Source organism: Pseudomonas sp. TWR1-1-3, assembly GCF_049896805.1.
GTDB lineage: Bacteria > Pseudomonadota > Gammaproteobacteria > Pseudomonadales > Pseudomonadaceae > Aquipseudomonas > Aquipseudomonas bubulae.
The window spans coordinates 1-21,365 of sequence record NZ_JAFCUZ010000003.1 but is presented as its reverse complement, the minus strand read 5'-3'; the positions used below and the strand labels follow the sequence as shown (position 1 = coordinate 21,365).

Annotated in this window: 22 protein-coding genes; 12 read left to right on the top strand and 10 right to left on the bottom strand. The window is 56.8% G+C overall.

Features of this window, described 5'->3' with window-relative positions:
* Window positions 1–171 precede the first annotated feature (171 nt).
* The 3 genes from rpe (at window position 172) to trpE (ending at window position 3,213) form a co-directional block, all read left to right on the top strand.
* Window positions 172–846, top strand: coding sequence for a ribulose-phosphate 3-epimerase (rpe, locus tag ACP7BE_RS12915; RefSeq protein WP_016782414.1), 675 nt, complete (start codon window positions 172–174; stop codon window positions 844–846).
* Window positions 843–1,661 carry a phosphoglycolate phosphatase gene (locus tag ACP7BE_RS12910; RefSeq protein ID WP_094999946.1) on the top strand — a complete coding sequence of 273 codons (819 nt, stop codon included), beginning with the start codon at window positions 843–845 and terminating at the stop codon, window positions 1,659–1,661. Before rpe ends, ACP7BE_RS12910 begins: the two co-directional genes overlap by 4 nt.
* 70 nt (window positions 1,662–1,731) lie before the next feature.
* Window positions 1,732–3,213, top strand: coding sequence for an anthranilate synthase component I (gene trpE, locus ACP7BE_RS12905; RefSeq protein WP_095019503.1), 1,482 nt, complete (start codon window positions 1,732–1,734; stop codon window positions 3,211–3,213).
* A gap of 52 nt (window positions 3,214–3,265) precedes the next feature.
* Here trpE and estP read toward each other — a convergent pair whose 3' ends face one another.
* On the bottom strand, window positions 3,266–5,197 hold the full coding sequence (estP, locus tag ACP7BE_RS12900) for an esterase EstP (protein WP_426106103.1): 1,932 nt from the start codon (window positions 5,195–5,197) through the stop codon (window positions 3,266–3,268).
* Window positions 5,198–5,595: 398 nt separating this feature from the next.
* Here estP and ACP7BE_RS12895 point away from each other — a divergent pair, with 398 nt between their 5' ends.
* The 4 genes from ACP7BE_RS12895 to ACP7BE_RS12880 all read left to right on the top strand — a co-directional run bounded on the left by ACP7BE_RS12895 (window position 5,596) and on the right by ACP7BE_RS12880 (window position 8,910).
* Window positions 5,596–6,189 carry an aminodeoxychorismate/anthranilate synthase component II gene (locus ACP7BE_RS12895; protein WP_426106101.1) on the top strand — a complete coding sequence of 198 codons (594 nt, stop codon included), beginning with the start codon at window positions 5,596–5,598 and terminating at the stop codon, window positions 6,187–6,189.
* Between the two features lie 9 nt (window positions 6,190–6,198).
* Window positions 6,199–7,248: an anthranilate phosphoribosyltransferase gene (gene trpD / locus ACP7BE_RS12890; RefSeq protein WP_094999950.1), complete on the top strand. Its 1,050-nt coding sequence runs from the start codon at window positions 6,199–6,201 to the stop codon at window positions 7,246–7,248.
* Window positions 7,245–8,081 carry an indole-3-glycerol phosphate synthase TrpC gene (trpC, locus tag ACP7BE_RS12885; RefSeq protein ID WP_095031838.1) on the top strand — a complete coding sequence of 279 codons (837 nt, stop codon included), beginning with the start codon at window positions 7,245–7,247 and terminating at the stop codon, window positions 8,079–8,081. The genes trpD and trpC overlap by 4 nt, the downstream gene beginning before the upstream one ends.
* 127 nt (window positions 8,082–8,208) lie before the next feature.
* A complete protein-coding gene (locus ACP7BE_RS12880) occupies window positions 8,209–8,910 on the top strand; it encodes a lipoate--protein ligase family protein (RefSeq protein ID WP_094999952.1) in 702 nt (233 codons plus the stop codon).
* Here the strand turns inward: ACP7BE_RS12880 and crp are convergent.
* Entirely contained in the window at window positions 8,907–9,551 is a 645-nt protein-coding gene (crp, locus tag ACP7BE_RS12875) for a cAMP-activated global transcriptional regulator CRP (protein WP_094999953.1), read from the bottom strand. The two genes, ACP7BE_RS12880 and crp, sit on opposite strands and share 4 nt — an antisense overlap.
* A gap of 222 nt (window positions 9,552–9,773) precedes the next feature.
* On the opposite strand from crp, the gene ACP7BE_RS12870 reads away from it, so the two are divergent.
* Together ACP7BE_RS12870 and speD are read left to right on the top strand one after the other, a co-directional pair.
* Window positions 9,774–10,196, top strand: a complete 423-nt coding sequence (locus tag ACP7BE_RS12870) for an OsmC family protein (RefSeq protein ID WP_016782405.1) — start codon at window positions 9,774–9,776, stop codon at window positions 10,194–10,196.
* A 240-nt stretch (window positions 10,197–10,436) separates the two neighbouring features.
* The gene (gene speD / locus ACP7BE_RS12865) at window positions 10,437–11,228 is read left to right on the top strand and encodes an adenosylmethionine decarboxylase (RefSeq protein WP_016782404.1); all 792 of its coding nucleotides are present in this window, start codon (window positions 10,437–10,439) and stop codon (window positions 11,226–11,228) included.
* A 165-nt stretch (window positions 11,229–11,393) separates the two neighbouring features.
* Here the strand turns inward: speD and coq7 are convergent, their stop codons facing one another.
* The 6 genes from coq7 to hemJ all read right to left on the bottom strand — a co-directional run bounded on the left by coq7 (window position 11,394) and on the right by hemJ (window position 15,423).
* Window positions 11,394–12,041 carry a 2-polyprenyl-3-methyl-6-methoxy-1,4-benzoquinone monooxygenase gene (gene coq7 / locus ACP7BE_RS12860; protein ID WP_094999954.1) on the bottom strand — a complete coding sequence of 216 codons (648 nt, stop codon included), beginning with the start codon at window positions 12,039–12,041 and terminating at the stop codon, window positions 11,394–11,396.
* Window positions 12,042–12,159: 118 nt separating this feature from the next.
* The gene (locus ACP7BE_RS12855; RefSeq protein WP_094999955.1) at window positions 12,160–12,498 is read right to left on the bottom strand and encodes a histidine triad nucleotide-binding protein; all 339 of its coding nucleotides are present in this window, start codon (window positions 12,496–12,498) and stop codon (window positions 12,160–12,162) included.
* A gap of 66 nt (window positions 12,499–12,564) precedes the next feature.
* A complete protein-coding gene (locus tag ACP7BE_RS12850) occupies window positions 12,565–13,353 on the bottom strand; it encodes an SDR family NAD(P)-dependent oxidoreductase (protein WP_094999956.1) in 789 nt (262 codons plus the stop codon).
* Window positions 13,354–13,429: 76 nt separating this feature from the next.
* Window positions 13,430–13,945 (bottom strand): DUF805 domain-containing protein, encoded by a 516-nt coding sequence (locus tag ACP7BE_RS12845; protein ID WP_094999957.1) that lies wholly within the window; start codon window positions 13,943–13,945, stop codon window positions 13,430–13,432.
* Window positions 13,946–14,007: 62 nt separating this feature from the next.
* Window positions 14,008–14,967, bottom strand: coding sequence for an NAD(P)H-dependent flavin oxidoreductase (locus ACP7BE_RS12840; RefSeq protein ID WP_094999958.1), 960 nt, complete (start codon window positions 14,965–14,967; stop codon window positions 14,008–14,010).
* Between the two features lie 30 nt (window positions 14,968–14,997).
* The gene (gene hemJ / locus ACP7BE_RS12835; RefSeq protein WP_094999959.1) at window positions 14,998–15,423 is read right to left on the bottom strand and encodes a protoporphyrinogen oxidase HemJ; all 426 of its coding nucleotides are present in this window, start codon (window positions 15,421–15,423) and stop codon (window positions 14,998–15,000) included.
* A 133-nt stretch (window positions 15,424–15,556) separates the two neighbouring features.
* On the opposite strand from hemJ, the gene argC reads away from it, so the two are divergent.
* Window positions 15,557–16,591, top strand: coding sequence for an N-acetyl-gamma-glutamyl-phosphate reductase (gene argC / locus ACP7BE_RS12830; RefSeq protein ID WP_426106095.1), 1,035 nt, complete (start codon window positions 15,557–15,559; stop codon window positions 16,589–16,591).
* A gap of 148 nt (window positions 16,592–16,739) precedes the next feature.
* Window positions 16,740–17,090, top strand: coding sequence for an iron-sulfur cluster insertion protein ErpA (erpA, locus tag ACP7BE_RS12825; RefSeq protein ID WP_016782396.1), 351 nt, complete (start codon window positions 16,740–16,742; stop codon window positions 17,088–17,090).
* A 73-nt stretch (window positions 17,091–17,163) separates the two neighbouring features.
* Here the strand turns inward: erpA and ACP7BE_RS12820 are convergent, their stop codons facing one another.
* Both ACP7BE_RS12820 and ACP7BE_RS12815 read right to left on the bottom strand, forming a co-directional pair.
* A complete protein-coding gene (locus ACP7BE_RS12820) occupies window positions 17,164–18,255 on the bottom strand; it encodes an anhydro-N-acetylmuramic acid kinase (protein ID WP_095020427.1) in 1,092 nt (363 codons plus the stop codon).
* A 3-nt stretch (window positions 18,256–18,258) separates the two neighbouring features.
* A complete protein-coding gene (locus tag ACP7BE_RS12815) occupies window positions 18,259–19,668 on the bottom strand; it encodes a peptidoglycan DD-metalloendopeptidase family protein (protein ID WP_095020426.1) in 1,410 nt (469 codons plus the stop codon).
* 213 nt (window positions 19,669–19,881) lie between these two features.
* Between ACP7BE_RS12815 and tyrS the strand changes: the two genes are divergently transcribed.
* Window positions 19,882–21,081: a tyrosine--tRNA ligase gene (gene tyrS / locus ACP7BE_RS12810; RefSeq protein ID WP_094999963.1), complete on the top strand. Its 1,200-nt coding sequence runs from the start codon at window positions 19,882–19,884 to the stop codon at window positions 21,079–21,081.
* Window positions 21,082–21,365: the final 284 nt, after the last annotated feature.

Below are 21,365 nucleotides of genomic sequence, written 5' to 3'. Positions count from 1 at the left end.
GGTGTGTCATCTAAAACCGGGGTTGAGGGTTTACGGTCGCTGCGCAACCGAACGCAGCCTCGTTCCTTCGGCAGCTGCTACAAATGGCCAATCATCGCTGCTACGGTGTGCGGCACATAGCCAGCGGTATACAATGCGCGCCACCGTGTTTAGCCCACTAAAAGGTGCGTCATGCAGCCCTTCGCTATTGCCCCATCGATTCTTTCCGCCGATTTCGCCCGTCTCGGCGAAGAAGTGGACAACGTACTCGCCGCGGGTGCTGATATCGTTCACTTCGATGTCATGGACAACCATTACGTACCCAACCTGACCATCGGCCCGATGGTCTGCGCCGCCCTGCGCAAGTACGGCGTCACCGCACCGATCGATGCGCATCTGATGGTCAGCCCGGTCGATCGCATCATCGGCGACTTTATCGAAGCCGGCGCCACCTATATCACCTTCCACCCCGAAGCGACCCAGCACATCGACCGCTCCCTGCAACTGATCCGCGAAGGCGGCTGCAAGGCAGGTCTGGTGTTCAACCCGGCCACCCCGCTGGATGTGCTCAAGTACGTGATGGACAAGGTCGACATGATCTTGCTGATGAGCGTGAACCCGGGCTTTGGCGGGCAAAAATTCATTCCCGGCACGCTCAACAAACTGCGCGAAGCCCGTGCCCTGATCGATGCCAGCGGTCGCGAGATTCGCCTGGAAATCGACGGCGGCGTAAACGTTGGCAATATCCGTGAAATCGCTGAAGCCGGTGCCGATACCTTTGTCGCAGGCTCCGCCATTTTCAACACGCCAAACTATGAAGAAGTGATTCAGAAAATGCGTGCCGAGCTTGCGTTGGCCCGCCCATGAGCCGCTTTGAGCAGCTACTCCAGGGGCAGCTGCCAAAATTGGTGATGTTCGATCTGGATGGCACCCTGATTGATTCGGTACCGGATTTGGCCGTTGCCGTGGAGGCCATGCTGCTCAAGCTCGGTCGTCCGCCCGCCGGGATTGAAAACGTACGGCTGTGGATCGGTAACGGCGCGCCCATGCTGGTGCGCCGTGCCCTGGCCGGGAATATGGACGGCAGTGGTGTTGATGACACAGAGGCCGAACAGGCACTGGAAATTTTCATGGAAGCCTACGACGGTGGCCATGCACACACCAAGGTCTACCCCGGTGTGCGTGAAAGCCTCAAGTGGCTGCAAAAGCAGGGTGTTGAAATGGCCCTGATCACCAACAAGCCCGAACGCTTCGTGGCGCCATTACTGGATGAGTTGAAACTGGGGCGGTTTTTCCGCTGGATTATCGGTGGCGACACCCTGCCACAGACAAAACCCGACCCTGCTGCCTTACTGTTTGTAATGAAAATGGCTGGCGCCACTCCCGCGCAATCGATATTTGTCGGCGATTCGCGAAATGACGTGCTGGCCGCCAAGGCTGCCGGCGTTCGTTGCGTAGCGCTGAGTTACGGCTACAACCACGGTCGCCCGATTGAAGAAGAGTCACCGGATATGGTGATTGGTAACCTGCAAGAGCTGATAGCCGGTTGCTTAGAATCTGCGCCTGAGATAACGTTGGGCAATTCTGTTTCCCCCTCTCGAAGAGATTCCATCGTGGTGGTCACCCGCAAACTCTGGATGAAAGTCATCAAGGCCCTGGCCCGCTGGCGTTGGCGCGCCTGACTTGAATCTGGCCGCGCAGTCGGCACGTTTGCATACCTGACCGTTTTACCCTCAGACCACGAGGCACCTCATGATCCGCGAAGAATTCCTGCGTTTGGCCGCTGCCGGCTATAACCGTATCCCCCTTGCACGCGAAACCCTGGCTGACTTCGACACGCCGTTGTCGATCTACCTGAAGCTGGCCGATCAGCCCAACTCCTATTTGCTGGAGTCGGTGCAGGGCGGCGAGAAGTGGGGGCGTTATTCGATTATTGGCTTGCCATGCCGCACTGTGTTGCGTGTGCATGATCATCAGGTCAGCGTGACCCATGACGGTGTCGAGATCGAAGCCTGTGAGGTTGAGGATCCACTGACCTTCGTCGAGCAGTTCAAGGCCCGTTACAACGTGCCGACCATCGCCGGCTTACCGCGTTTCAACGGTGGCCTGGTGGGCTATTTCGGCTATGACTGCGTACGTTATGTGGAGAAACGCCTGGGCAAGTGCCCGAACCCCGATCCTCTGGGTGTGCCGGATATTTTGCTGATGGTATCGGACGCCGTGGTGGTGTTCGACAACCTGGCGGGCAAGATGCACGCGATTGTGCTGGTCGACCCGGCTCAGCCTGAGGCTTATGAAGAAGGCCAGGCCCGGCTTGAGGCGCTGCTTGAACAACTGCGTCAACCGATCACCCCGCGTCGCGGCCTGGACTTTACAGCGCAGCAGTCGGCTGACCCGGTGTTTCGCTCCAGCTTCACCCAGGGCGATTACGAGAAAGCCGTCGATACCATCAAGGACTACATCCTTGCGGGCGATTGCATGCAGGTAGTGCCCTCGCAGCGAATGTCCATCGACTTCAAGGCTGCGCCCATCGACCTGTATCGCGCTCTGCGCTGCTTCAACCCTACGCCGTATATGTACTTCTTCAACTTTGGCGACTTCCATGTTGTGGGCAGCTCGCCGGAAGTGCTGGTACGGGTTGAAGACAATCTGATTACCGTACGCCCGATTGCCGGCACGCGTCCGCGTGGCGCAACCGAAGAGGCTGATCTGGCGCTTGAAGAAGACCTGCTCAGTGATGACAAGGAAATCGCCGAGCACCTGATGCTGATCGACCTGGGCCGTAATGACACGGGTCGTGTATCTGAAGTCGGTTCGGTCAAGCTCACCGAGAAAATGGTGATCGAGCGTTATTCCAACGTCATGCACATTGTGTCCAACGTCACCGGCCAGCTTAAAAGCGGGCTGACAGCGATGGATGCACTGCGGGCGATTCTGCCGGCGGGTACGTTGTCTGGCGCACCGAAAATTCGTGCGATGGAAATCATCGACGAACTGGAACCGGTCAAGCGCGGTGTGTATGGCGGGGCTGTGGGGTACTTCGCCTGGAACGGCAATATGGATACAGCGATTGCGATCCGTACTGCAGTGATCAAGGACGGAGAGCTTCATGTGCAGGCCGGTGGCGGCATTGTTGCTGACTCGGTCCCGGCCCTGGAATGGGAAGAAACGCTGAACAAGCGCCGAGCAATGTTCCGTGCCGTGGCCCTGGCCGAGCACACCCCGCGGGATTAAAAACCTGCAACCGGCTTGTGGGAGCGAGCGTGCCCGCTCCCTTCCACAGGCTTTAGTAATTCAGACTTAGCCCGATATTGGCGCCCTGTTGCGTCACGCCATCACTTTTCCTTACGTTATAAGTCGCCTGCAGCCTGAGGTCGGCGGTCAGCCTGTGGCTAGCCCCCAGGCTGATACGCCCGAGGTTGCTTGGCGACGTATAGCCTTCGAGTTTGAAGCGATTGTTGGGCAGGCTGTTGAGCGCGGTATTCAGGCGCTGGGTATCGCTCTGGAACTCATGCTCATGGGCGGCTTCGCCGAACAGCAGAGTCTGTGGGGTGGCCTGGTAACTGGCGAGCAAACCCGCGCCCAGGCGCTTTGAAACCAGTGTCTGCTCTTCGTAGTTCAATGCAGTCGAACGTCGGCCCTTTTCTTCATAGCGGTTAACTTCCACCCGCGAGTAGTCGGCGCTGATAAAAGGCGACAGCTGCCACAGGTCTGCAGCCTGTGCGATTTCATACCCCAGGCGTGTACTTAATGCCCGCAGATGTCCGTCGGCCTGGCCTTGCTCCATGCCTTCACCCAAGCCAAGCGCGAATTTACGCTTTAGGCTGTCGTAATCCAACCTGCCCAAAGTCAGTGCGGCATCACCCCACCAGTGATTGTGCTGGTATTGGGCAAACACGCTGCCCATATAGCTGTTGAGCTTGTAGTCCGATTCATTGGCTCCGGTCTCCAGGCGTTGCCGGTAAAACCCGCCTGCAACGCCAAATCGCCAGGTTTCATCCAGCCTGTAGCTGGTGCCGATGTTCAGGTTGTAGCCTTTGCCATCGGCACTCACGGACGTGGCCTGCTTGTCGATTTCCAGGCGTTGCCCGCCACCGGCGAGCAGGGGTCTCCATTGGCCAACGGCTTGCCAATGGCCGTTATCGCCAGCCCATTGGTGACGCAGTTGGTCTTGATGGGCGTTTAGCGAGCCTTGGGCCATGACGGGTAACAAGGTCAGCTCCCATGGGGCGGCCAGCAATGAGTAGGCATAGTCGGCAATCAGCTGTTGCCCTGTCTCGGTGGGGTGTACCGAGTCGTTGAACAGCAGTTTGGCCGGGTTGGGGGTTGCGCTGTTGAGGCCGTACTGCGGGTTTTCCGTACACTCTTCGCCGTTGAAACAGGTCGCGACAAGGTCCTGCCCCAGTGCCAGGCCATAACGGGTGGGGTCTGCGATGGCTTCACGCAGCAGCAGCGGGATATTGAGGGGGATCACCTCGGCGTCAATCTGCGCCAGTTGCTGGGTTAGCTCATGATTGAACAGAGCGCTCAGGGCGCTGGTGCCAGCCTGTGTGGGTGTACCGTAAACGGCTGGCGTCAGGCCCAGATCGGGCAGCAGCCAGACCATGATGTAGCGTGCCCCTGCCTGTTGCAGGGTGTGGGCGCTTGCCACCAGCCTTTGTGCGGCTTGGCCTGCTTCGGCGGGGTTGGTGACCTTGCCTTGGAGAAAGTCATTGCCGCCACCTGAAATGAAATACAACGCCTTGGGGTCAGCCGTGAAGCTGTTCTGCACAAGGTAACCAGGCTTGCTGCGCAGGACGTAGCCGCCTACGAAGGCCCAGTCATCCGGGAAGGCGACCTTTGACTCGGTCTTGATTGAATTGAGTATCTGGTCTGTGCGATAGCCGCCCACCGCCCAGTTGTTGCCGTCGGGTTCCCCGGTAAGAAAGTTACCCGGCGATGTGGACGGGCGCAGATCTGCGGGTGCGATACCCAGTTTTATGCCCAGCCGAGTGGGCGCAACGCCAGCATATTCCTCACCCCGGTATTCCTTGTACGTCGGTCCGGTGAGATTGGTGAAACGCATGCCACTGCCTACCCCTGGATAATGCCCCGAGTCGCTCAGGCTGTCGCCGAACACAATCATGGTGGAGTACGGGGAGGGTGCTGCAACTGCTCGTTCACTGACGACGGACAAGATACATCCCGCCAGGGGGATAAGTAGGGAAAACCTGCGCATGTGACGACCTGTTTTTATTATTTGGGTTACAGACCTTAGCAAGACAATCTGTATTAAATGTTTCATGAAAAACAAAGTCACAAAGTACTTAACAGGTGTTTTTCCCCGTATGTGCTGCCCCGTGTTGCACCTGTTGCAAGGCTACGTTACTGTGCCATGACGTAGAAATGAGACCCTTCCTGTGTTGATCATCAGCAAACTCTTTATGCGAGTTCTCAAGGCCCATGGCCGTTGGCGTTGGCGCGCCTAATATTTCTCTGCCGGCCTCGCCGGACCTGCCCCCTGCGTTTTCCTGAATGGCTACCCCTCGGTTGGTGTGTTCAATCCAGCAATCGAAACTGCGGGTAATGCATTCTGAAAACAGTTTTGAATGTCAGTGAATTCAGAGGTTTAGCAACATGTTGCTGATGATCGATAATTACGACTCTTTTACTTACAACGTTGTGCAGTACCTCGGCGAGTTGGGTGCCGAGGTCAGGGTGGTGCGCAACGATGAGTTGACCGTGGCCCAGATCGAAGCGCTCCAGCCCGAGCGCATTGTGGTCTCGCCCGGTCCATGCACGCCGAATGAGGCGGGCATCTCTCTTGAAGCCATCAAGCACTTTGCGGGCAAACTACCGATCCTGGGCGTGTGCCTGGGCCATCAGTCCATCGGCCAGGCCTTTGGCGGCGATGTGGTACGCGCGCGCCAGGTGATGCACGGCAAGACCAGTCCGGTTTATCACCTCGATACCGGAGTGTTCCAGGGCCTCAATAATCCGCTGACCGTAACCCGTTACCACTCGTTGGTGGTCAAGCGCGACACCCTGCCGGATTGCCTGGAGCTGACGGCCTGGACCCAGCTTGAAGATGGCTCGGTCGACGAGATCATGGGCCTGCGCCACAAGACGCTGAACATCGAAGGGGTGCAGTTTCACCCTGAGTCGATCCTGACCGAACAGGGTCATGAACTGTTTGCCAACTTTCTTAAACAAACCGGCGGCACGCGCTAAGGACTTCAAATGGATATCAAGACAGCCCTGAACCGTATCGTCGGTCACCTCGACCTGACCACCGATGAAATGCGTGATGTGATGCGCGACATCATGACCGGTCAATGCACCGAGGCGCAGATTGGCGCGTTCATGATGGGCATGCGCATGAAGAGCGAAAGCATCGACGAAATCGTCGGTGCCGTGACCGTGATGCGCGAGCTGGCAGACAAGGTTGAACTCAAGACCCTGGACGGCGTGGTCGATATCGTTGGTACCGGCGGCGACGGCGCGAATATTTTCAACGTGTCCACCGCTTCGGCGTTGGTGATTTCGGCCGCTGGCTGCACGGTGGCCAAGCATGGCAACCGCGCGGTGTCCGGTAAAAGCGGCAGTGCCGACCTGCTGGAAGCGGCCGGTGTGTACCTGAACCTGACCCCGGTTCAAGTTGCCCGCTGCATTGACAGCGTGGGCATCGGTTTTATGTTCGCACAATGCCATCATGGCGCCATGAAGCATGCGGCCATCCCTCGTCGCGATCTTGGCCTGCGTACCCTGTTCAATATGCTTGGCCCGCTTACGAATCCGGCTGGTGTATTGCATCAAGTGGTCGGCGTGTTCAATCAGGCGCTGTGCCGGCCCCTGGCTGAAGTGTTGCAGCGTCTGGGCAGCAAGCACGTGCTGGTGGTGCACTCGCAGGATGGCCTGGATGAGTTCAGCCTGGCAGCACCGACCTTTGTAGCGGAATTGCATAAAGGTGAAATCAAGGAGTATTGGGTTCAGCCTGAAGACCTTGGCATCAAGAGCCAAAGCCTGTTTGGCCTGGTGGTCGACAGCCCGGAGCAATCGCTGGAGCTGATCCGTGATGCCTTGGGGCGGCGCAAAACCGAAGCAGGCCAGAAAGCGGCTGAAATGATTGTACTCAATGCAGGTGCTGCTCTGTACGCCGCGGACCTTGCCTACACACTCAAAGAAGGTGTGGAATTGGCCCACGACGCGCTGCATACCGGGCTGGCCCGGGAAAAGCTCGAAGAGCTCGGCGCCTTTACCGCGATTTTCAAGCAGGAGAATGAAGCATGAGTGTGCCAACCGTTCTGGAAAATATTCTGGCGCGTAAAGTTCAGGAGGTTGCCGAGCGCAGTGCGCGGGTAAGCCTGGCTGAACTTGAGCGTTTGGCCGCTCAGGCTGATCCTGTTCGTGGTTTCGCCAGTGCCTTGCTGGCGCAGGCCAGGAAAAAACAGCCCGCGGTGATTGCTGAAATCAAAAAGGCATCGCCGAGCAAGGGTGTGATTCGCGAGCACTTCGTGCCTGCCGAGATTGCTAAAAGCTATCAGGCAGGTGGCGCTACCTGCCTGTCAGTGCTGACCGATATCGACTACTTCCAGGGTGCCGATGCGTACCTGCAGCAGGCACGTGCCGCGAGTACTTTGCCGGTTATCCGCAAGGACTTCATGATCGACCCTTACCAGATCGTCGAAGCCCGGGCGTTGGGCGCCGACTGTGTGCTGTTGATCGTCTCTGCCCTGGACGACGTAAAAATGGCCGAGCTGGCGGCTGTTGCCAAAAGCGTCGGGCTGGATGTGCTGGTTGAAGTGCATGATGGCGATGAGCTTGAACGTGCGCTTAAAACCCTCGACACACCGCTGGTGGGTATCAACAACCGCAACCTGCACACCTTTGAAGTCAGCCTGGAAACCACGCTGGACCTGTTGCCGCGCGTTCCCCGTGACCGTTTGGTGATTACCGAAAGCGGCATTCTCAACCGGGCGGATGTGGAGTTGATGGAAATCAGCGAAGTGTATTCGTTCCTGGTGGGCGAAGCCTTTATGCGTGCCGAAAACCCGGGCAATGAACTGCAGCGCTTGTTCTTCCCTGAGCGTGCTGTGGCGGTAACCGGTTCGACTCTGGACTGACCCAATCCCCCCCTGTGGGAGCGGGCTTGCTCGCGATAGCATCAGTGCGATTTGCCTGTCAGGCCACGGCGCCTGAATCGCGGGCAAGCCCGCTCCCACAAGGGCTCAGTGTCTGATAAGGAATCCCATGACACCCATTCAGCAACTCACCGTCGAAGCCGGCCTCAAGGCCGAACAGGATTTACTGGCATCTGTGTGTGCCGGTGAGTGCGAGGCGGGTGTGCTGTTCTGGCAGCCCACCGACCGGGCGCTGGTCATGCCACGGCGCTTGAGTCGCCTGCCCGGTTTTGAGCAGGCCAGTGTCGAACTGGCTGCCAGTGGCTGGCCAATCCTGCTGCGTGAAACCGGTGGCGAACCCGTTCCGCAATCGGCATCGACCGTCAATATTGCCCTGGTTTACGCACCTTTACCCAGTGAAGGCGATCATGGGCGTATCGAAATGGCTTATCGCCGCTTGTGCGAGCCCATCTGTGATTTGTTGACGCAATTGGGTGGGGAGGCGTCTTTGGGGGAGGTTGAAGGCGCGTTTTGTGATGGTCGCTTCAACGTCAATCTCAATGCCCGAAAACTGGTAGGCACCGCCCAGCGCTGGCGCCAGAGCAAAGGCGGGCAGCGCCCTGTCGGTCTTGTGCACGGTGCCTTGCTGGTGAATAACGAACGTGAGTCGATGGTGGCTGCAGTCAATCGATTCAATCGGTTATGCGATCTGGAGCAACATTGCATGGCCGACAGCCATATTGCGCTGCACGAGGCCTTTGCCGCTCCGGATTTCTTTGAGCGCCTGAGTGCCAGTTATCAACAGCTCCTGGCGCCCTTGCTCAAGGTTTAGCGCGTACCGAACACCACCATGGTCTTGCCTTTGACGCTTACCAGGTTCTGTTCTTCCAGGCTTTTGAGTACGCGTCCTACCATCTCTCGCGAACAGCCGACAATCCTGCCGATTTCCTGCCGAGTGATCTTGATTTGCATGCCATCGGGATGGGTCATGGCGTCCGGTTGCTTGCACAGTTCCAGCAGGCAGCGAGCCACTCTTCCGGTGACATCAAAGAACGCAAGATCACCGACCTTGCGTGTGGTGTTGCGCAGGCGCTGTGCGATTTGGCCACTCATCGCGTAAAGAATTTCTGGTTCTTGCTGGGTGTACTCTCGGAATTTTGGGTAGCTGATTTCAGCAACTTCGCACTCGGTCTTGGCTCGAACCCATGCACTGCGCGTCTGCTCCTGGCCTGCCTGTTCAAACAGACCCAGCTCGCCGATAAAGTCGCCGCTATTGAGGTAGGCAATGATCATTTCACGACCTTCCTCGTCTTCAATCAAAACCGTTACCGAGCCTTTGATGATGAAAAACAGGGTGTGTGAAGATTCGCCAGCGCAGATGATATTGCTCTTGGCGGGGTAGCGTTTGCGCTGGCAAAAAGTCAAAAACTTGTCGAGGTTTTTGATCTTGGGTATGGGAGTAAGAGCAACCATGGTTGTTTCCCGAAAAGCTGGCACAGTAAGGGTCAGATCTATTTTTATATAGAGTGCTAGCTGGCTGGCGCCGGCTATTTGGCGCCAGCTTACCAGACAGGTTCTGTGTGGTTAGTAGAATTTTCAGAGTGGCTTATCGGAGAAACGCTTCAGTGCGGCGAGTTATGAGTTTCTGGCCCTGTGCTAAGCTGGCGCCCCTTTTAAAACAGTGGAGTCTGGGCGATGAAGGCACGCATTCAATGGGCTGGCGAAGCCATGTTTTTGGGCGAATCCGGTAGTGGCCACGTTGTTGTAATGGATGGCCCGCCTGAGAGTGGCGGTCGCAACCTGGGCGTGCGTCCGATGGAAATGCTGCTGTTGGGCCTTGGCGGCTGCAGCAACTTTGACGTGGTCAGCATTCTCAAGAAGTCGCGTCAGGCGGTTGAGAGCTGTGAAGCGTTTCTGGAGGCTGAGCGCGCCACCGAAGATCCAAAGGTGTTCACCAAAATACACCTGCACTTTGTGGTCAAGGGTCGTGGTTTGAAAGAAGCCCAGGTCAAGCGCGCCATCGAGCTGTCGGCCGAGAAGTATTGTTCGGCTTCGATCATGCTCGGCGCTGCGGGTGTTGCCATCAGCCATGACTATGAAATTATTGAACTGGCCTGAGCGGACATTCAATTTTCATAAAAGCGATGCAGACTCTGGCGATCAGTCGCTGACGTCTGCATAATGCGCCACTTTTTTCAGGGTAGTGGCGGGGTTGATTCCCGGCCTCATGTCCGAACAGATAACCAAAATCGCCATCGCGAAGAGGTGTTAACCGTCCTACGCAGGTGCGTCCCACGCACTTGACGGGCATGCTGGATCACGCGGCCGAGCCGCATCGACATAGAGAGTTTTATAACGGTGAAAAGCAAACTCAAGCTCCACGGGTTCAATAACCTGACAAAGACCTTGAGCTTCAACATCTATGACATCTGTTATGCGGAAACCCCGCAAGACCAGCAGGCATATGTTGAGTACATCAATCAAGAGTACGACGCAGAGCGCCTGACGCAGATCCTTACAGATGTTGTTGATATCATTGGTGCCAACATCCTGAACATTGCCCGTCAGGATTACGACCCCCAAGGCGCCAGCGTGACTATTCTGATCTCCGAGCAGCCGGTAATACCTACCGAAAGCCAGATCGAAGAGTCCCCAGGCCCGCTGCCCGAGACCATCCTGGCTCACCTCGACAAAAGCCATATCACGGTGCATACCTACCCGGAAATTCATCCGGTTGATGGGATTGCAACATTCCGTGTGGATATTGACGTGTCGACGTGCGGCGTTATTTCACCGCTTAAAGCTCTCAACTATCTGATCCATCAGTTTGATTCGGATATCGTGACTGTCGATTACCGTGTACGGGGTTTCACCCGTGACGTGGAAGGCAAAAAGCACTTTATCGATCACGAGATCAATTCGATCCAGAACTACCTCTCCGAAGACACCCGCGACGGTTACCAGATGACCGACGTAAATGTGTACCAGGAAAACCTGTTCCACACCAAGATGCTGCTCAAGGAGTTCGAACTGGATAACTACCTGTTCGGCGATGCCACCAGCAATCTGTCGGTTGAACAGCGCGCCCAGGTCACTGAACGGGTGAAACACGAAATGCTCGAGATTTTCTACGCGCGCAACATGGCGTAAATTCTCGGCATATAAAAAGGCGGCTACCTCACGGTAGCCGCCTTTTTTTGTGCTTCGCAGAACCCCTGTGGGAGCGGGCTTGCTCGCGATGGCCTGACCACGGTTAGACAGAAAGGCCGCGGCGCTTGAATCGCGAACTGGCCTGCTTGCACAAAGACTGTGCTGTCAGATCCGGTAGGTGCTTTTGGTCATGACCTTGGCCATCAGGCTCATGCCAAACTTCACCGGGGCAGGGAAGCGAAAACCGCCGGCATTGAGCGCGGACTCTGCGTGCTGTTCTTCGTCGATACGCATTTGCTCAAGAATTGCCCGGGACTTTTCATCCTCAGGCGGCAGTTGCTCAAGATGCTCGTTCAGATGCTTGCACACCTGATCTTCAGTCGCTGCCACGAACCCCAGGCTGACTTTGTCACTAATCAAGCCGGCAGCGGCGCCTATCCCAAAGGACATGCCGTAAAATAACGGGTTCAGCACGCTGGGGTGGCTATCCAGTTGACGGATGCGTTGTTCACACCAGGCCAGATGATCGATTTCTTCTTCCGCGGCATGTTCCATCGCCTCACGCACATGGGGAAGCTTGGCTGTCAGCGCCTGGCCTTGATACAAGGCTTGAGCACAGACTTCGCCGGTATGGTTGATACGCATCAGACCGGCAACATGGCGCTTGGCCTGTGGGTCCAAAGGGTGTTCAGGTTTGACGATGGCAGGCGACGGCCGATGCGGCTGACCGCTGAACGGCAGCAGTGTTCGCAAGGCGGTATCGGCTTGTAACAGAAGACGGTCAATCGGCGAGTAGTGACGTTGGGTAGTCATGCTTACCTCCGGAAAAAATCACGGCGGTCAGTTTACCCCAATCCCGCAGCCGGGGTTTGCGTTGGATCACGGGTGAACGCGAGAGCCATCGGGCTCACGCGTCATAGTTATTGATCAATCAACCCGGCGGCCAGTTCATCTGGCGCTGACCCAGAACATGCATATGAATGTGGTAGACGGTCTGACCGCCCTTTTCATTGCAGTTCATCACCACGCGAAAGCCGTCTTCGCAGCCCAGCTCTTTGGCCAGACGCTGTGCCGTGAACAGGATATGGCCTGCCAGCGGCTTGTCTTCTTCGGTCAGGTCGTTGAGCGTGCGGATCGGTTTTTTCGGGATAACCAGAAAGTGGACCGGTGCTTGTGGGGCGATATCGTGAAAAGCCAACACTTGATCGTCTTCATAGATGATCTTGGCGGGTATTTCGCGGTTGATGATCTTGGTGAACAGAGTATCCAAAGCTGTGTCTCCGTGAGTGAAGTCCGGTCTGAGTGTACTCAGGGCAGTCAGTTACGCCCAGCCTCGTTAACGAGGGCAGTAGGATTTGTTGACTGAGGCGGCTATTTTTCGCGTCATCCAGCGTGAGAGCAGGCGTGGCAAGCGAGTTATCCAGCGATTGCGCCACCCGGGAATGATGATCGCCCTGTTTTTGTCGAGTGCGCGCACAGTGTAGAGCGCAACTTCTTCTGGGGTCATGGCGCTGGTACTTTGCTTGATGGCGTCGGTATTCATGTTGGCTGCATCAAAAAAGCGGGTGCGGGTGATGCCGGGGCAAAGGACTGAAACCTTGATGCCGGTTTTTTTCACTTCCTCGCGCAAACCTTCGGAAAAATGCAGCACATAGGCCTTGCTCGCAAAGTAGGTGCTGAGCCAGGGCCCGGGCTGGAAGGCGGCGATCGAAGCTACATTGAGAATTTGCCCACCGCCCTGGACGGCCATCATATTGCCGACGGCGTGGCACAAGCGGGTGAGCGCCAGCACATTGAGCTCGATCAGATCTTGTTCGGCACTCCAGTCATGGGCCAGGAACGGCCCGCAGGTGCCTATGCCCGCGCAGTTGACCAGCAGGTCGATCTGACGATCGCCTTCTTCGAGTTCGAGCAAAAAACCGGACAGGCGCAGGGGCTCGCCAAGATCACAGGCGCGGAACAACACCTCGATACCGAAACGCTGGGTCAGCTCAAGGGCAATGGTTTCCAGCGCATCCCGTTGGCGGGCCACCAAAATCAGGCTGCGCCCACGTCGGGCAAGGGCTTCAGCCAGGGCCAGGCCAATGCCGCTGGTGGCGCCAGTGATTAAAGCGTAACGGGTCATGCTGTTCTCCATTGCAACGGTACAGTCCGGTGACAATGATGTCCCTGGCGTTAACGCGTTCATTAAGGCACGCAGTCTACAGGCTGTTGCTGTTCACTGCGTTGATCACCGCAGTCATCAGGCCCAAAGCCAGCACGGCAACCATTGCGCAAATGCCCAATCCAATCAAAAAGATCGTGATTGCCGCCAGCACGTTGACGGCCCGGCTGTTGGGCGGTGGCGGCGGGCCATATTTATTTGGGCCGGGCGTGCCGGGCATCAGCAGCATCATGAGGGACAGAACCAGATTGGCCACTGGCACCAGATGCAGCAACAGCATCCAGGCAGACCAGTTTATGTCGTGTAAACGCTGGGCGCTGATTCTCAGGCTGATGATGAAGTAGGCCAATGTGAGCGTTGCACCACAGGTAATGCCAAGCGTGGGGGAAACCTTGACGGCAAGCAGCACCAGCAGTGACGTGATCATGGCGATGATGCTGATGATCATGCTCCAGGCCAGTAGCCGTAAACGCCCGATCCGGCCGCTGAATCCCAAAGGGTCAAGCGGTGCGTAGTGTTCTTGAGGGGTTTTGTCCAGGCTCAGCTCGGGCATGGTGGCTTCCTTGTCCGGATGTGTTTAACAAAAGCCCGCCGGGATTGGCGGGCTTGGTGCTGTCAGTGATGCGGCCAATGTCGGGCCAGCGTCGAAGTGAGGTTATGCGCCTTGCGGTATTCCTCATCGAGGCGTGCAATCAATTGATCGGTGGTGGGTAGATCGTGGATTTCTCCTACGCCTTGGCCCGCAGACCAGACCGTTTTCCATGCTTTGGCTTCATCGGTCAGCGGTTTGAGCCTGGCTTCGCTTTTGCCCTGGAGTGCCGCAAGGTCGAAACCTGCATTTTCAAGGCTTTGGCGCATAAAGCTGGCGGGTACCCCTGACACTGCCGGGGTGTGGATGATATCGGCAGCGCGGGATGCCAGCAGCATCTCTTTGTAGGCATCAGGCGCTTGGCTCTCTTGTGTAGCGATAAAGCGCGTGCCGAGGTAGGCAAGGTCTGCGCCCATAATCTGCGCGGCCAGGATTTCGTGGCCGTGGTTCAGGCAACCCGAGAGCAATACGGTTTTGTCGAAGAACTGGCGAATTTCGGCCAGCAATGCAAACGGGCTCCAGGTGCCCGCATGGCCACCGGCTCCGGCGGCGACGGCAATCAGCCCGTCGACCCCGGCTTCTGCGGCTTTTTCGGCATGACGACGGGTGGTGACATCGTGGAACACCAGCCCGCCATAACTGTGGACGGCATCCACCACCTCTTTGACTGCGCCCAGGCTGGTAATGACGATGGGTACCTTGTGCTCGATGCAGATCGCCAGGTCCGCCTGTAGCCGTGGGTTGCTGTTGTGCACGATCAGGTTCACGGCGTAGGGCGCAGGGTTATCCAATGTGGCGAGCCCGGCTTCGATCTCTTCCAGCCAGGCCTTGAACCCGCTGCTTTCACGCTGGTTGAGTGCAGGGAAGCTGCCCACTACCCCGTTGCGACAGCAGGCCAGCACCAGTTGCGGGTTGGAAATCAGAAACATGGGCGCAGCAACTACCGGCAGGCGCAAGCGTTGTTCAAGCAGGGCGGGCAGCGACATTGGATAACCTCGGCTAGTCAGGATGTGAGTTTAAAACGGTTTGACCACCACCAGAATTACGATAGCCAGCAAGAACAACACCGGTACTTCGTTGAACCAACGGTAGAACACGTGAGTGCGTTTGTTTTCACCACGGGCAAAACGCTTTACCTGTGCGCCGCACATATGGTGATAACCAATCAGCAGAAACACCAGTGTCAACTTGGCGTGCATCCAGCCTTGGCTGAGAAAGCCTGGGCTTAGCCACAATAGCCAGCCGCCGAAGATCAGGGTCGCAATCATTGCAGGCCCCATGATGCCGCGATACAGCTTGCGTTCCATGATGCTGAAGCGTTCTTTGCTGACGGAATCTTCGCTTTGTGCGTGGTAAACAAAGAGGCGGGGCAAGTAAAAAAGGCCTGCAAACCAGCAGACAATGCTGATGATGTGGAAGGCTTTTAGCCATAGATAAAGCATTTTTAGTTATTCCCAGGTTCACGGTAGATCAAATAGTAGTAGTAGAGCGTCTGTGAGTCACCTTGGCGGTTGTCGCAGGGGCGCGCTGACCCTATTATCAAAGGCTTTCCAGTGGTTTCGTTGAGGGCAGGTTATGGTCAAGGTCGGTATTGTCGGCGGCACGGGTTACACCGGGGTCGAATTGCTGCGTTTGCTGGCACAGCATCCGCAGGCAGAAGTGGTAGTCATCACTTCTCGATCCGAGGCGGGCCTGCCGGTTGCCGATATGTATCCCAACCTGCGCGGCCACTATGACGGCCTGGCCTTCAGCGTGCCGGACACGCAAACCCTGGGCGCGTGCGATGTGGTGTTCTTCGCTACACCTCACGGCGTAGCCCATGCCCTGGCGGGTGAACTGCTGGCCGCAGGCACCAAAGTTATCGACCTCTCTGCTGACTTCCGTCTGCAGGATGCCGAAGAGTGGGCCAAGTGGTACGGTCAGCCCCACGGTGCGCCAGAATTACTGGACGAAGCCGTATACGGCCTGCCGGAAGTGAACCGCGAGCAAATCAAAAAGGCCCGCTTGATCGCTGTGCCAGGTTGCTATCCGACCTCGGCGCAGTTGGGTTTCCTGCCGCTATTGGAGGCCGGTCTTGCAGAGACGACGCAGTTGATTGCTGACTGCAAGTCAGGTGTGAGCGGTGCCGGTCGGGGTGCCAGTGTGGGCGCGCTGTATGCCGAAACGTCAGAAAGCATGAAGGCGTATGCCGTTAAAGGTCATCGTCATTTGCCAGAAATTCGTCAGGGTCTGCGCCGCGCAGCGGGCAAGGATGTGGGGCTGACCTTCGTTCCGCATTTGACGCCGATGATCCGTGGTATCCATTCCACGCTGTACGCAACCGTGGTTGATCGCTCCGTTGATCTGCAGGTCTTGTACGAGAAGCGCTATGCCAACGAACCTTTCGTCGATGTGATGCCGGCTGGCAGCCACCCTGAAACCCGTAGCGTTCGCGGTGCCAACGTATGCCGTATTGCGGTGCATCGTCCGCAGGATGGCGACCTGGTGGTGGTGTTGTCGGTGATCGACAACCTGGTCAAGGGCGCGTCTGGCCAGGCCGTGCAGAACATGAACATCATGTTCGGTCTGGATGAGCGTCTGGGCTTGTCCCATGCTGGGATGTTGCCTTGACTGCAGCGTAGATTTGCGGCTTCAAACGGCAAGCGGGCAGTGCTTCGCTTGCCGTTGCTACTTATGAATAGTTGACCGCTTTTCTAGGAGAAGCGGATAATGCGCGTCATCACGCATTATGGCGGCATAACGCCGGGAGATAGTCAGCATGAGCGTCGAATCCTTCACCCCCATGGCTTTGCAATTCACCGAAGGTGCTGCGCACAAGGTGAAGAGCCTGGTCGATGAAGAGGGTAATGATCGTTTGAAGTTGCGCGTATTCGTTACGGGCGGCGGTTGTTCCGGTTTTCAGTATGGCTTCACCTTCGATGAAGAAGTGGCCGATGACGACACCCTGGTTGAGCGCGAAGGCGTTAGCCTGGTGGTCGATCCCATGAGCTTCCAGTACCTGGCGGGTGCCGAGGTGGATTATCAGGAAGGTCTGGAAGGCTCGCGCTTTGTAATCAAGAACCCGAATGCCACCACCACCTGTGGTTGCGGCTCGTCGTTCTCGATCTGATTGCATTAACAGGCTTTAAACTCAACGCCGCGTCGATTCGCGGCGTTTTGCTGTCTGGCGTTTGGCGGAGGAGTCAGGCGGGGTAGATGGCGCCCAGCACGCGAAGGCCGCGTGCGCCGGTAACGCTGGGGCGGTTGGTGGGGATGCCTTCCAGGCAGCAGTGGGCAAGCCAGGCAAAGGCCATGGCTTCAACCCAGTCAGGGTCAACCCCCTTGGCCTGGGTGCTGCTCACTCGAGCGGGTGCAAGCAAATCGCCAAGGCGGGCCATCAAGGCTGCGTTATGGGCGCCACCACCGCATACCAGCAGCTCGTCCGTGTGTGGCTGGGCTGTTTGCAGCGACTGCACGATGGTCTGTGCGGTGAGTTCCAGCAAGGTTGCTTGAACGTCTTCGGCAGGAAAGGTCGGCAGATTGAACAGGTGCTGCTTCAGCCATGCGAGGTTGAATACCTCACGGCCTGTGCTTTTTGGGCCCTGGGTCTGGAAGAACGGGTCGCTGAGCAGGGCGTTGAGCAGCAGCGGTTCAACCTTGCCGCTGGCTGCCCAGTCGCCGTTGCGGTCATAGAGTTCGCCACGTTTTTCCTGTATCCAGGCATCCAGCAAGACGTTTCCGGGGCCGCAGTCGAATCCTGCAACGGGAAGGGCGGGGGTTATCAGGCTCAGATTACTGAAGCCGCCTACGTTCAGTACCGCGCGGTTGCCGCCTTCACCTGTGAACAAGGCCTCGTGGAACGCAGGAACCAAGGGCGCGCCCTGGCCCCCGGCAGCCACATCGCGACGACGGAAATCACCGACGACGCAGATGTCAGTCAGTTCGGCCAGCAGTGCCGGATTGCCGATCTGCACGGTAAAGCCCCGGGCGGGCTCGTGGCGAATGGTCTGACCATGACTGCCGATTGCGCGGATATCAGCAGGGGAGAGTTGTTGCTGTGCGAGAAGGGTGTTGACGCCCTGAGCCGCCAGCTCGACCCAGTGGTTTTCGGCAATTGCACAGCGGGCCACTTCATCTGTGCCGCTGGCGCACAAGCCAAGCAACTCGCTGCGCAAGGCCTTCGGCATGGGGGTGTAATGGGTGGCGAGCAACTTGATGCCTGCCTCCAGCTCTATAAGGGCAATGTCCATACCGTCCAGGCTGGTTCCGGACATCACGCCTATATAGAGGGCCATGGCTTAGCGCTTGCTCGAGGCCAGAAGAGTGGCCTTTTCCTGGTTCATGCGCGCCATCAACGGCTGGCTCTGCTGCAGGAAGCGGGTGCGTTCGGCCTTGGCGATCGGGTCGGCCATCGGCAGTTTCTGGCCCAGCGGGTCAACGTGTACGCCGTTAACCTGGAATTCGTAGTGCAAGTGCGGGCCGGTCGAAAGGCCGGTAGTCCCGATATAGCCAATCACCTGGCCCTGCTTGACCGAACCGCCGGTTTTCACGCCCTTGGCGAAGCCTTGCATGTGCCCGTAAAGGGTACGGTAGGTGTTGCCGTGTTGAATGATCACGGTGTTGCCATAGCCTCCCCGACGGCCGGCTAGAAGCACTTTGCCGTCACCGGTAGCCTTGATTGGAGTACCGCGTGGCGCTGCGTAATCCACACCTTTGTGGGCGCGGATCTTGTTCAGGATCGGGTGCTTGCGGCCTGAGGAAAAGCGCGAGCTGATACGGGCAAAGTCCACCGGTGTGCGGATGAATGCCTTGCGCATGCTGCTGCCATCAGCGGTGTAGTAATTGCTGATCCCCTGTTTATTGGTATAGCGCACTGCGGTGAAGGTTTTGCCGCGGTTGGTAAAGCGTGCAGAGAGGATATTGCCGGTGCCAACGGTTTTGCCGTTGATCACTTTCTGCTCATAGATCACTTCAAACTGGTCGCCAGGGCGAATGTCCTGGGCGAAGTCGATGTCGTAACCGAATACTTTGGCCATATCCATCGTGGTGCTGTGTGGCAAGCCTGCGCGCTGACCCGAAACAGACAGGGAGCTGCTGATCACGCCGTGTGCATACGCCGAACGCATGGTCGGCTGGGTGGTCACGCGGCGAAAGGTATAGCCTTTGGCGGTTTTGTTGAGGGTGATGGTCTCCAGGTCGCTGACCTGGCTGTGCAGCTTGTTCAGCTGCTGACCGTCGGGGCTCATTTCAAATTCGAGTTTCTGGCCGTGCTTGAGCTGGCTGAACTGCTTGGCTTGCTTGTCGCTTGCCAGTACTTCATGCACGGAGGTCGCAGGCAGGCCGACCTTCTGGAACAGGGTTGAAAGCGTATCGCCCTTGCTGACGATCACTTCGCGGTGGCTTGGGGCAGGGGCAACTTCTGGCTCGACTTTGGCGGTCGCTACCGGGGCGCTGTCCTGCTGTTCAATCTGGGCAAATGGCGATGGATTCGCTTCATTTGTGGCTTGAACGAGATCTGCAGCGTCTTGATCTTGTGTCAGTTGTTCTGCCGGGCTTTCCAGCTCCAGACTCAGGGTCGTTCTTTTGGCTTCTACTTCGCTGGAGGGAAAGACCAGCAAGGCCAGACTTAAGAGGGCGGCGATACCACTTGCGGCAAGCAGGTGGGTCTTCGGATAAAGCGGTGGCGCTTTAGGCGGTTGACTGGTCATAGATGATTTTGACTTTGAGATAAGGATGAATTGGAAAAGATGACTGACACAATGAATATGAAATAACTGTATAAAATATAACCAAATCGCCCTTGAAGCAAGTCTGCGAACCATTCGCGCGCGGATAGTCGGCCGTATGCCTGCCGGAACTTGTAATTAGTCCCTGATCTTGTATCGTTGGTTCCCTTTGAATTTGAGCCTTACGGGTCTGATATGAAGTCGGTAGAAGAGCAGCTAGCGCTAATCAAGCGGGGTGCCGAAGAGGTACTGGTCGAGTCTGAATTAGTCGAGAAACTCAAGCGCGGTCAGCCGTTGCGAATCAAGGCCGGCTTCGACCCTACGGCGCCCGATCTGCACTTGGGTCATACCGTGCTTATTAATAAGCTGCGCCAGTTCCAGGAACTGGGTCATCAGGTGATCTTCCTGATTGGTGATTTCACCGGGATGATCGGTGATCCAAGTGGCAAAAGCGCAACCCGTCCACCGCTGACGCGTGAGCAGGTGCTCGAGAACGCCGAGACCTACAAGACTCAGGTGTTCAAGATCCTTGATCCGGCAAAAACCGAGGTGGCATTCAACTCCACCTGGATGGATCAAATGGGGCCTGCCGACTTCATTCGGCTTACCTCTCAATACACCGTTGCTCGCATGCTTGAGCGCGATGACTTCGACAAGCGCTACACCACCAATCAGCCTATCGCGATTCACGAGTTCCTTTATCCGCTTGTGCAGGGTTATGACTCGGTTGCGCTCAAGGCAGACGTTGAGTTGGGCGGTACTGATCAGAAGTTCAACTTGCTGATGGGTCGTGAGTTGCAGCGCGGCTACGGTCAGGAAGCTCAGTGTATTGTGACCATGCCTTTGCTCGAAGGTCTGGATGGCGTCAAGAAGATGTCCAAGTCCCTGGGTAACTATGTCGGTATCCAGGAAGCGCCAGGCGTGATGTACAGCAAGCTGGTTTCCATTCCTGATGCTCTGATGTGGCGTTACTTTGAATTGCTGAGCTTTCGTTCCATGGACGAAATCAATGCATTCAAGGCTGAAGTCGAAGCCGGTGCCAATCCTCGAGACATCAAGATCAAGCTGGCTGAAGAGATTGTTGCCCGCTTCCACGGTGAGGAGGCTGCTGCCAATGCGCATCGTGGCGCCGGTAACCGGATGAAGGATGGCGAGCTGCCTGATGATCTGCCGGAGGTTGAACTGACTGCTACTGAGGATATGCCTATTGCTGCTGTCCTTAATAAAGCGGGCCTGGTGAAGAACTCTGCAGTGGCGCGCGACCTGCTGGGGTCGGGTGGTGTGCGTATAGATGGTGAAGTGGTTGATCGCACCTATATATATGCATTGGGTTCCACCCATGTGTGTCAGGCAGGTAAGAAGGCTTTCGCGCGAATCACCCTGAAAGCCGAGTAATGCTGGGGTTTAGGGTTAATTGATAGGTTTGTTCAATTAACCCTTGACTCGAAATTGTAACTGTCTATAATTCGCCCCACTTCCGGCGCAGTCGAAACGGAAAACTCCTTGAGTTTCAATGAGTTGGATGGTTTTCGGCGGTGTCAGCTTCAAGTCATCGAAGCAGGAAATGAGGTGTTGACAGCAGCGTGTAACGCTGTAGAATTCGCCTCCCGCTAACGAGAGATCGAAAGCGCAAGTGGTTGATGTTACAGAGGAAACTTTGAAAACATCTTAAAATAACC

Bases quoted from the DNA above. Each gene is read 5' to 3' on its own strand.
- rpe (WP_016782414.1), top strand. From the start codon at position 172: ATGCAGCCCTTCGCTATTGCCCCATCGATTCTTTCCGCCGATTTCGCC.
- ACP7BE_RS12910 (WP_094999946.1), top strand. From the start codon at position 843: ATGAGCCGCTTTGAGCAGCTACTCCAGGGGCAGCTGCCAAAATTGGTG.
- trpE (WP_095019503.1), top strand. From the start codon at position 1,732: ATGATCCGCGAAGAATTCCTGCGTTTGGCCGCTGCCGGCTATAACCGT.
- estP (WP_426106103.1), bottom strand. From the start codon at position 5,197: ATGCGCAGGTTTTCCCTACTTATCCCCCTGGCGGGATGTATCTTGTCC.
- ACP7BE_RS12895 (WP_426106101.1), top strand. From the start codon at position 5,596: ATGTTGCTGATGATCGATAATTACGACTCTTTTACTTACAACGTTGTG.
- trpD (WP_094999950.1), top strand. From the start codon at position 6,199: ATGGATATCAAGACAGCCCTGAACCGTATCGTCGGTCACCTCGACCTG.
- trpC (WP_095031838.1), top strand. From the start codon at position 7,245: ATGAGTGTGCCAACCGTTCTGGAAAATATTCTGGCGCGTAAAGTTCAG.
- ACP7BE_RS12880 (WP_094999952.1), top strand. From the start codon at position 8,209: ATGACACCCATTCAGCAACTCACCGTCGAAGCCGGCCTCAAGGCCGAA.
- crp (WP_094999953.1), bottom strand. From the start codon at position 9,551: ATGGTTGCTCTTACTCCCATACCCAAGATCAAAAACCTCGACAAGTTT.
- ACP7BE_RS12870 (WP_016782405.1), top strand. From the start codon at position 9,774: ATGAAGGCACGCATTCAATGGGCTGGCGAAGCCATGTTTTTGGGCGAA.
- coq7 (WP_094999954.1), bottom strand. From the start codon at position 12,041: ATGACTACCCAACGTCACTACTCGCCGATTGACCGTCTTCTGTTACAA.
- ACP7BE_RS12850 (WP_094999956.1), bottom strand. From the start codon at position 13,353: ATGACCCGTTACGCTTTAATCACTGGCGCCACCAGCGGCATTGGCCTG.
- ACP7BE_RS12845 (WP_094999957.1), bottom strand. From the start codon at position 13,945: ATGCCCGAGCTGAGCCTGGACAAAACCCCTCAAGAACACTACGCACCG.
- ACP7BE_RS12840 (WP_094999958.1), bottom strand. From the start codon at position 14,967: ATGTCGCTGCCCGCCCTGCTTGAACAACGCTTGCGCCTGCCGGTAGTT.
- hemJ (WP_094999959.1), bottom strand. From the start codon at position 15,423: ATGCTTTATCTATGGCTAAAAGCCTTCCACATCATCAGCATTGTCTGC.
- argC (WP_426106095.1), top strand. From the start codon at position 15,557: ATGGTCAAGGTCGGTATTGTCGGCGGCACGGGTTACACCGGGGTCGAA.
- erpA (WP_016782396.1), top strand. From the start codon at position 16,740: ATGAGCGTCGAATCCTTCACCCCCATGGCTTTGCAATTCACCGAAGGT.
- ACP7BE_RS12820 (WP_095020427.1), bottom strand. From the start codon at position 18,255: ATGGCCCTCTATATAGGCGTGATGTCCGGAACCAGCCTGGACGGTATG.
- ACP7BE_RS12815 (WP_095020426.1), bottom strand. From the start codon at position 19,668: ATGACCAGTCAACCGCCTAAAGCGCCACCGCTTTATCCGAAGACCCAC.
- tyrS (WP_094999963.1), top strand. From the start codon at position 19,882: ATGAAGTCGGTAGAAGAGCAGCTAGCGCTAATCAAGCGGGGTGCCGAA.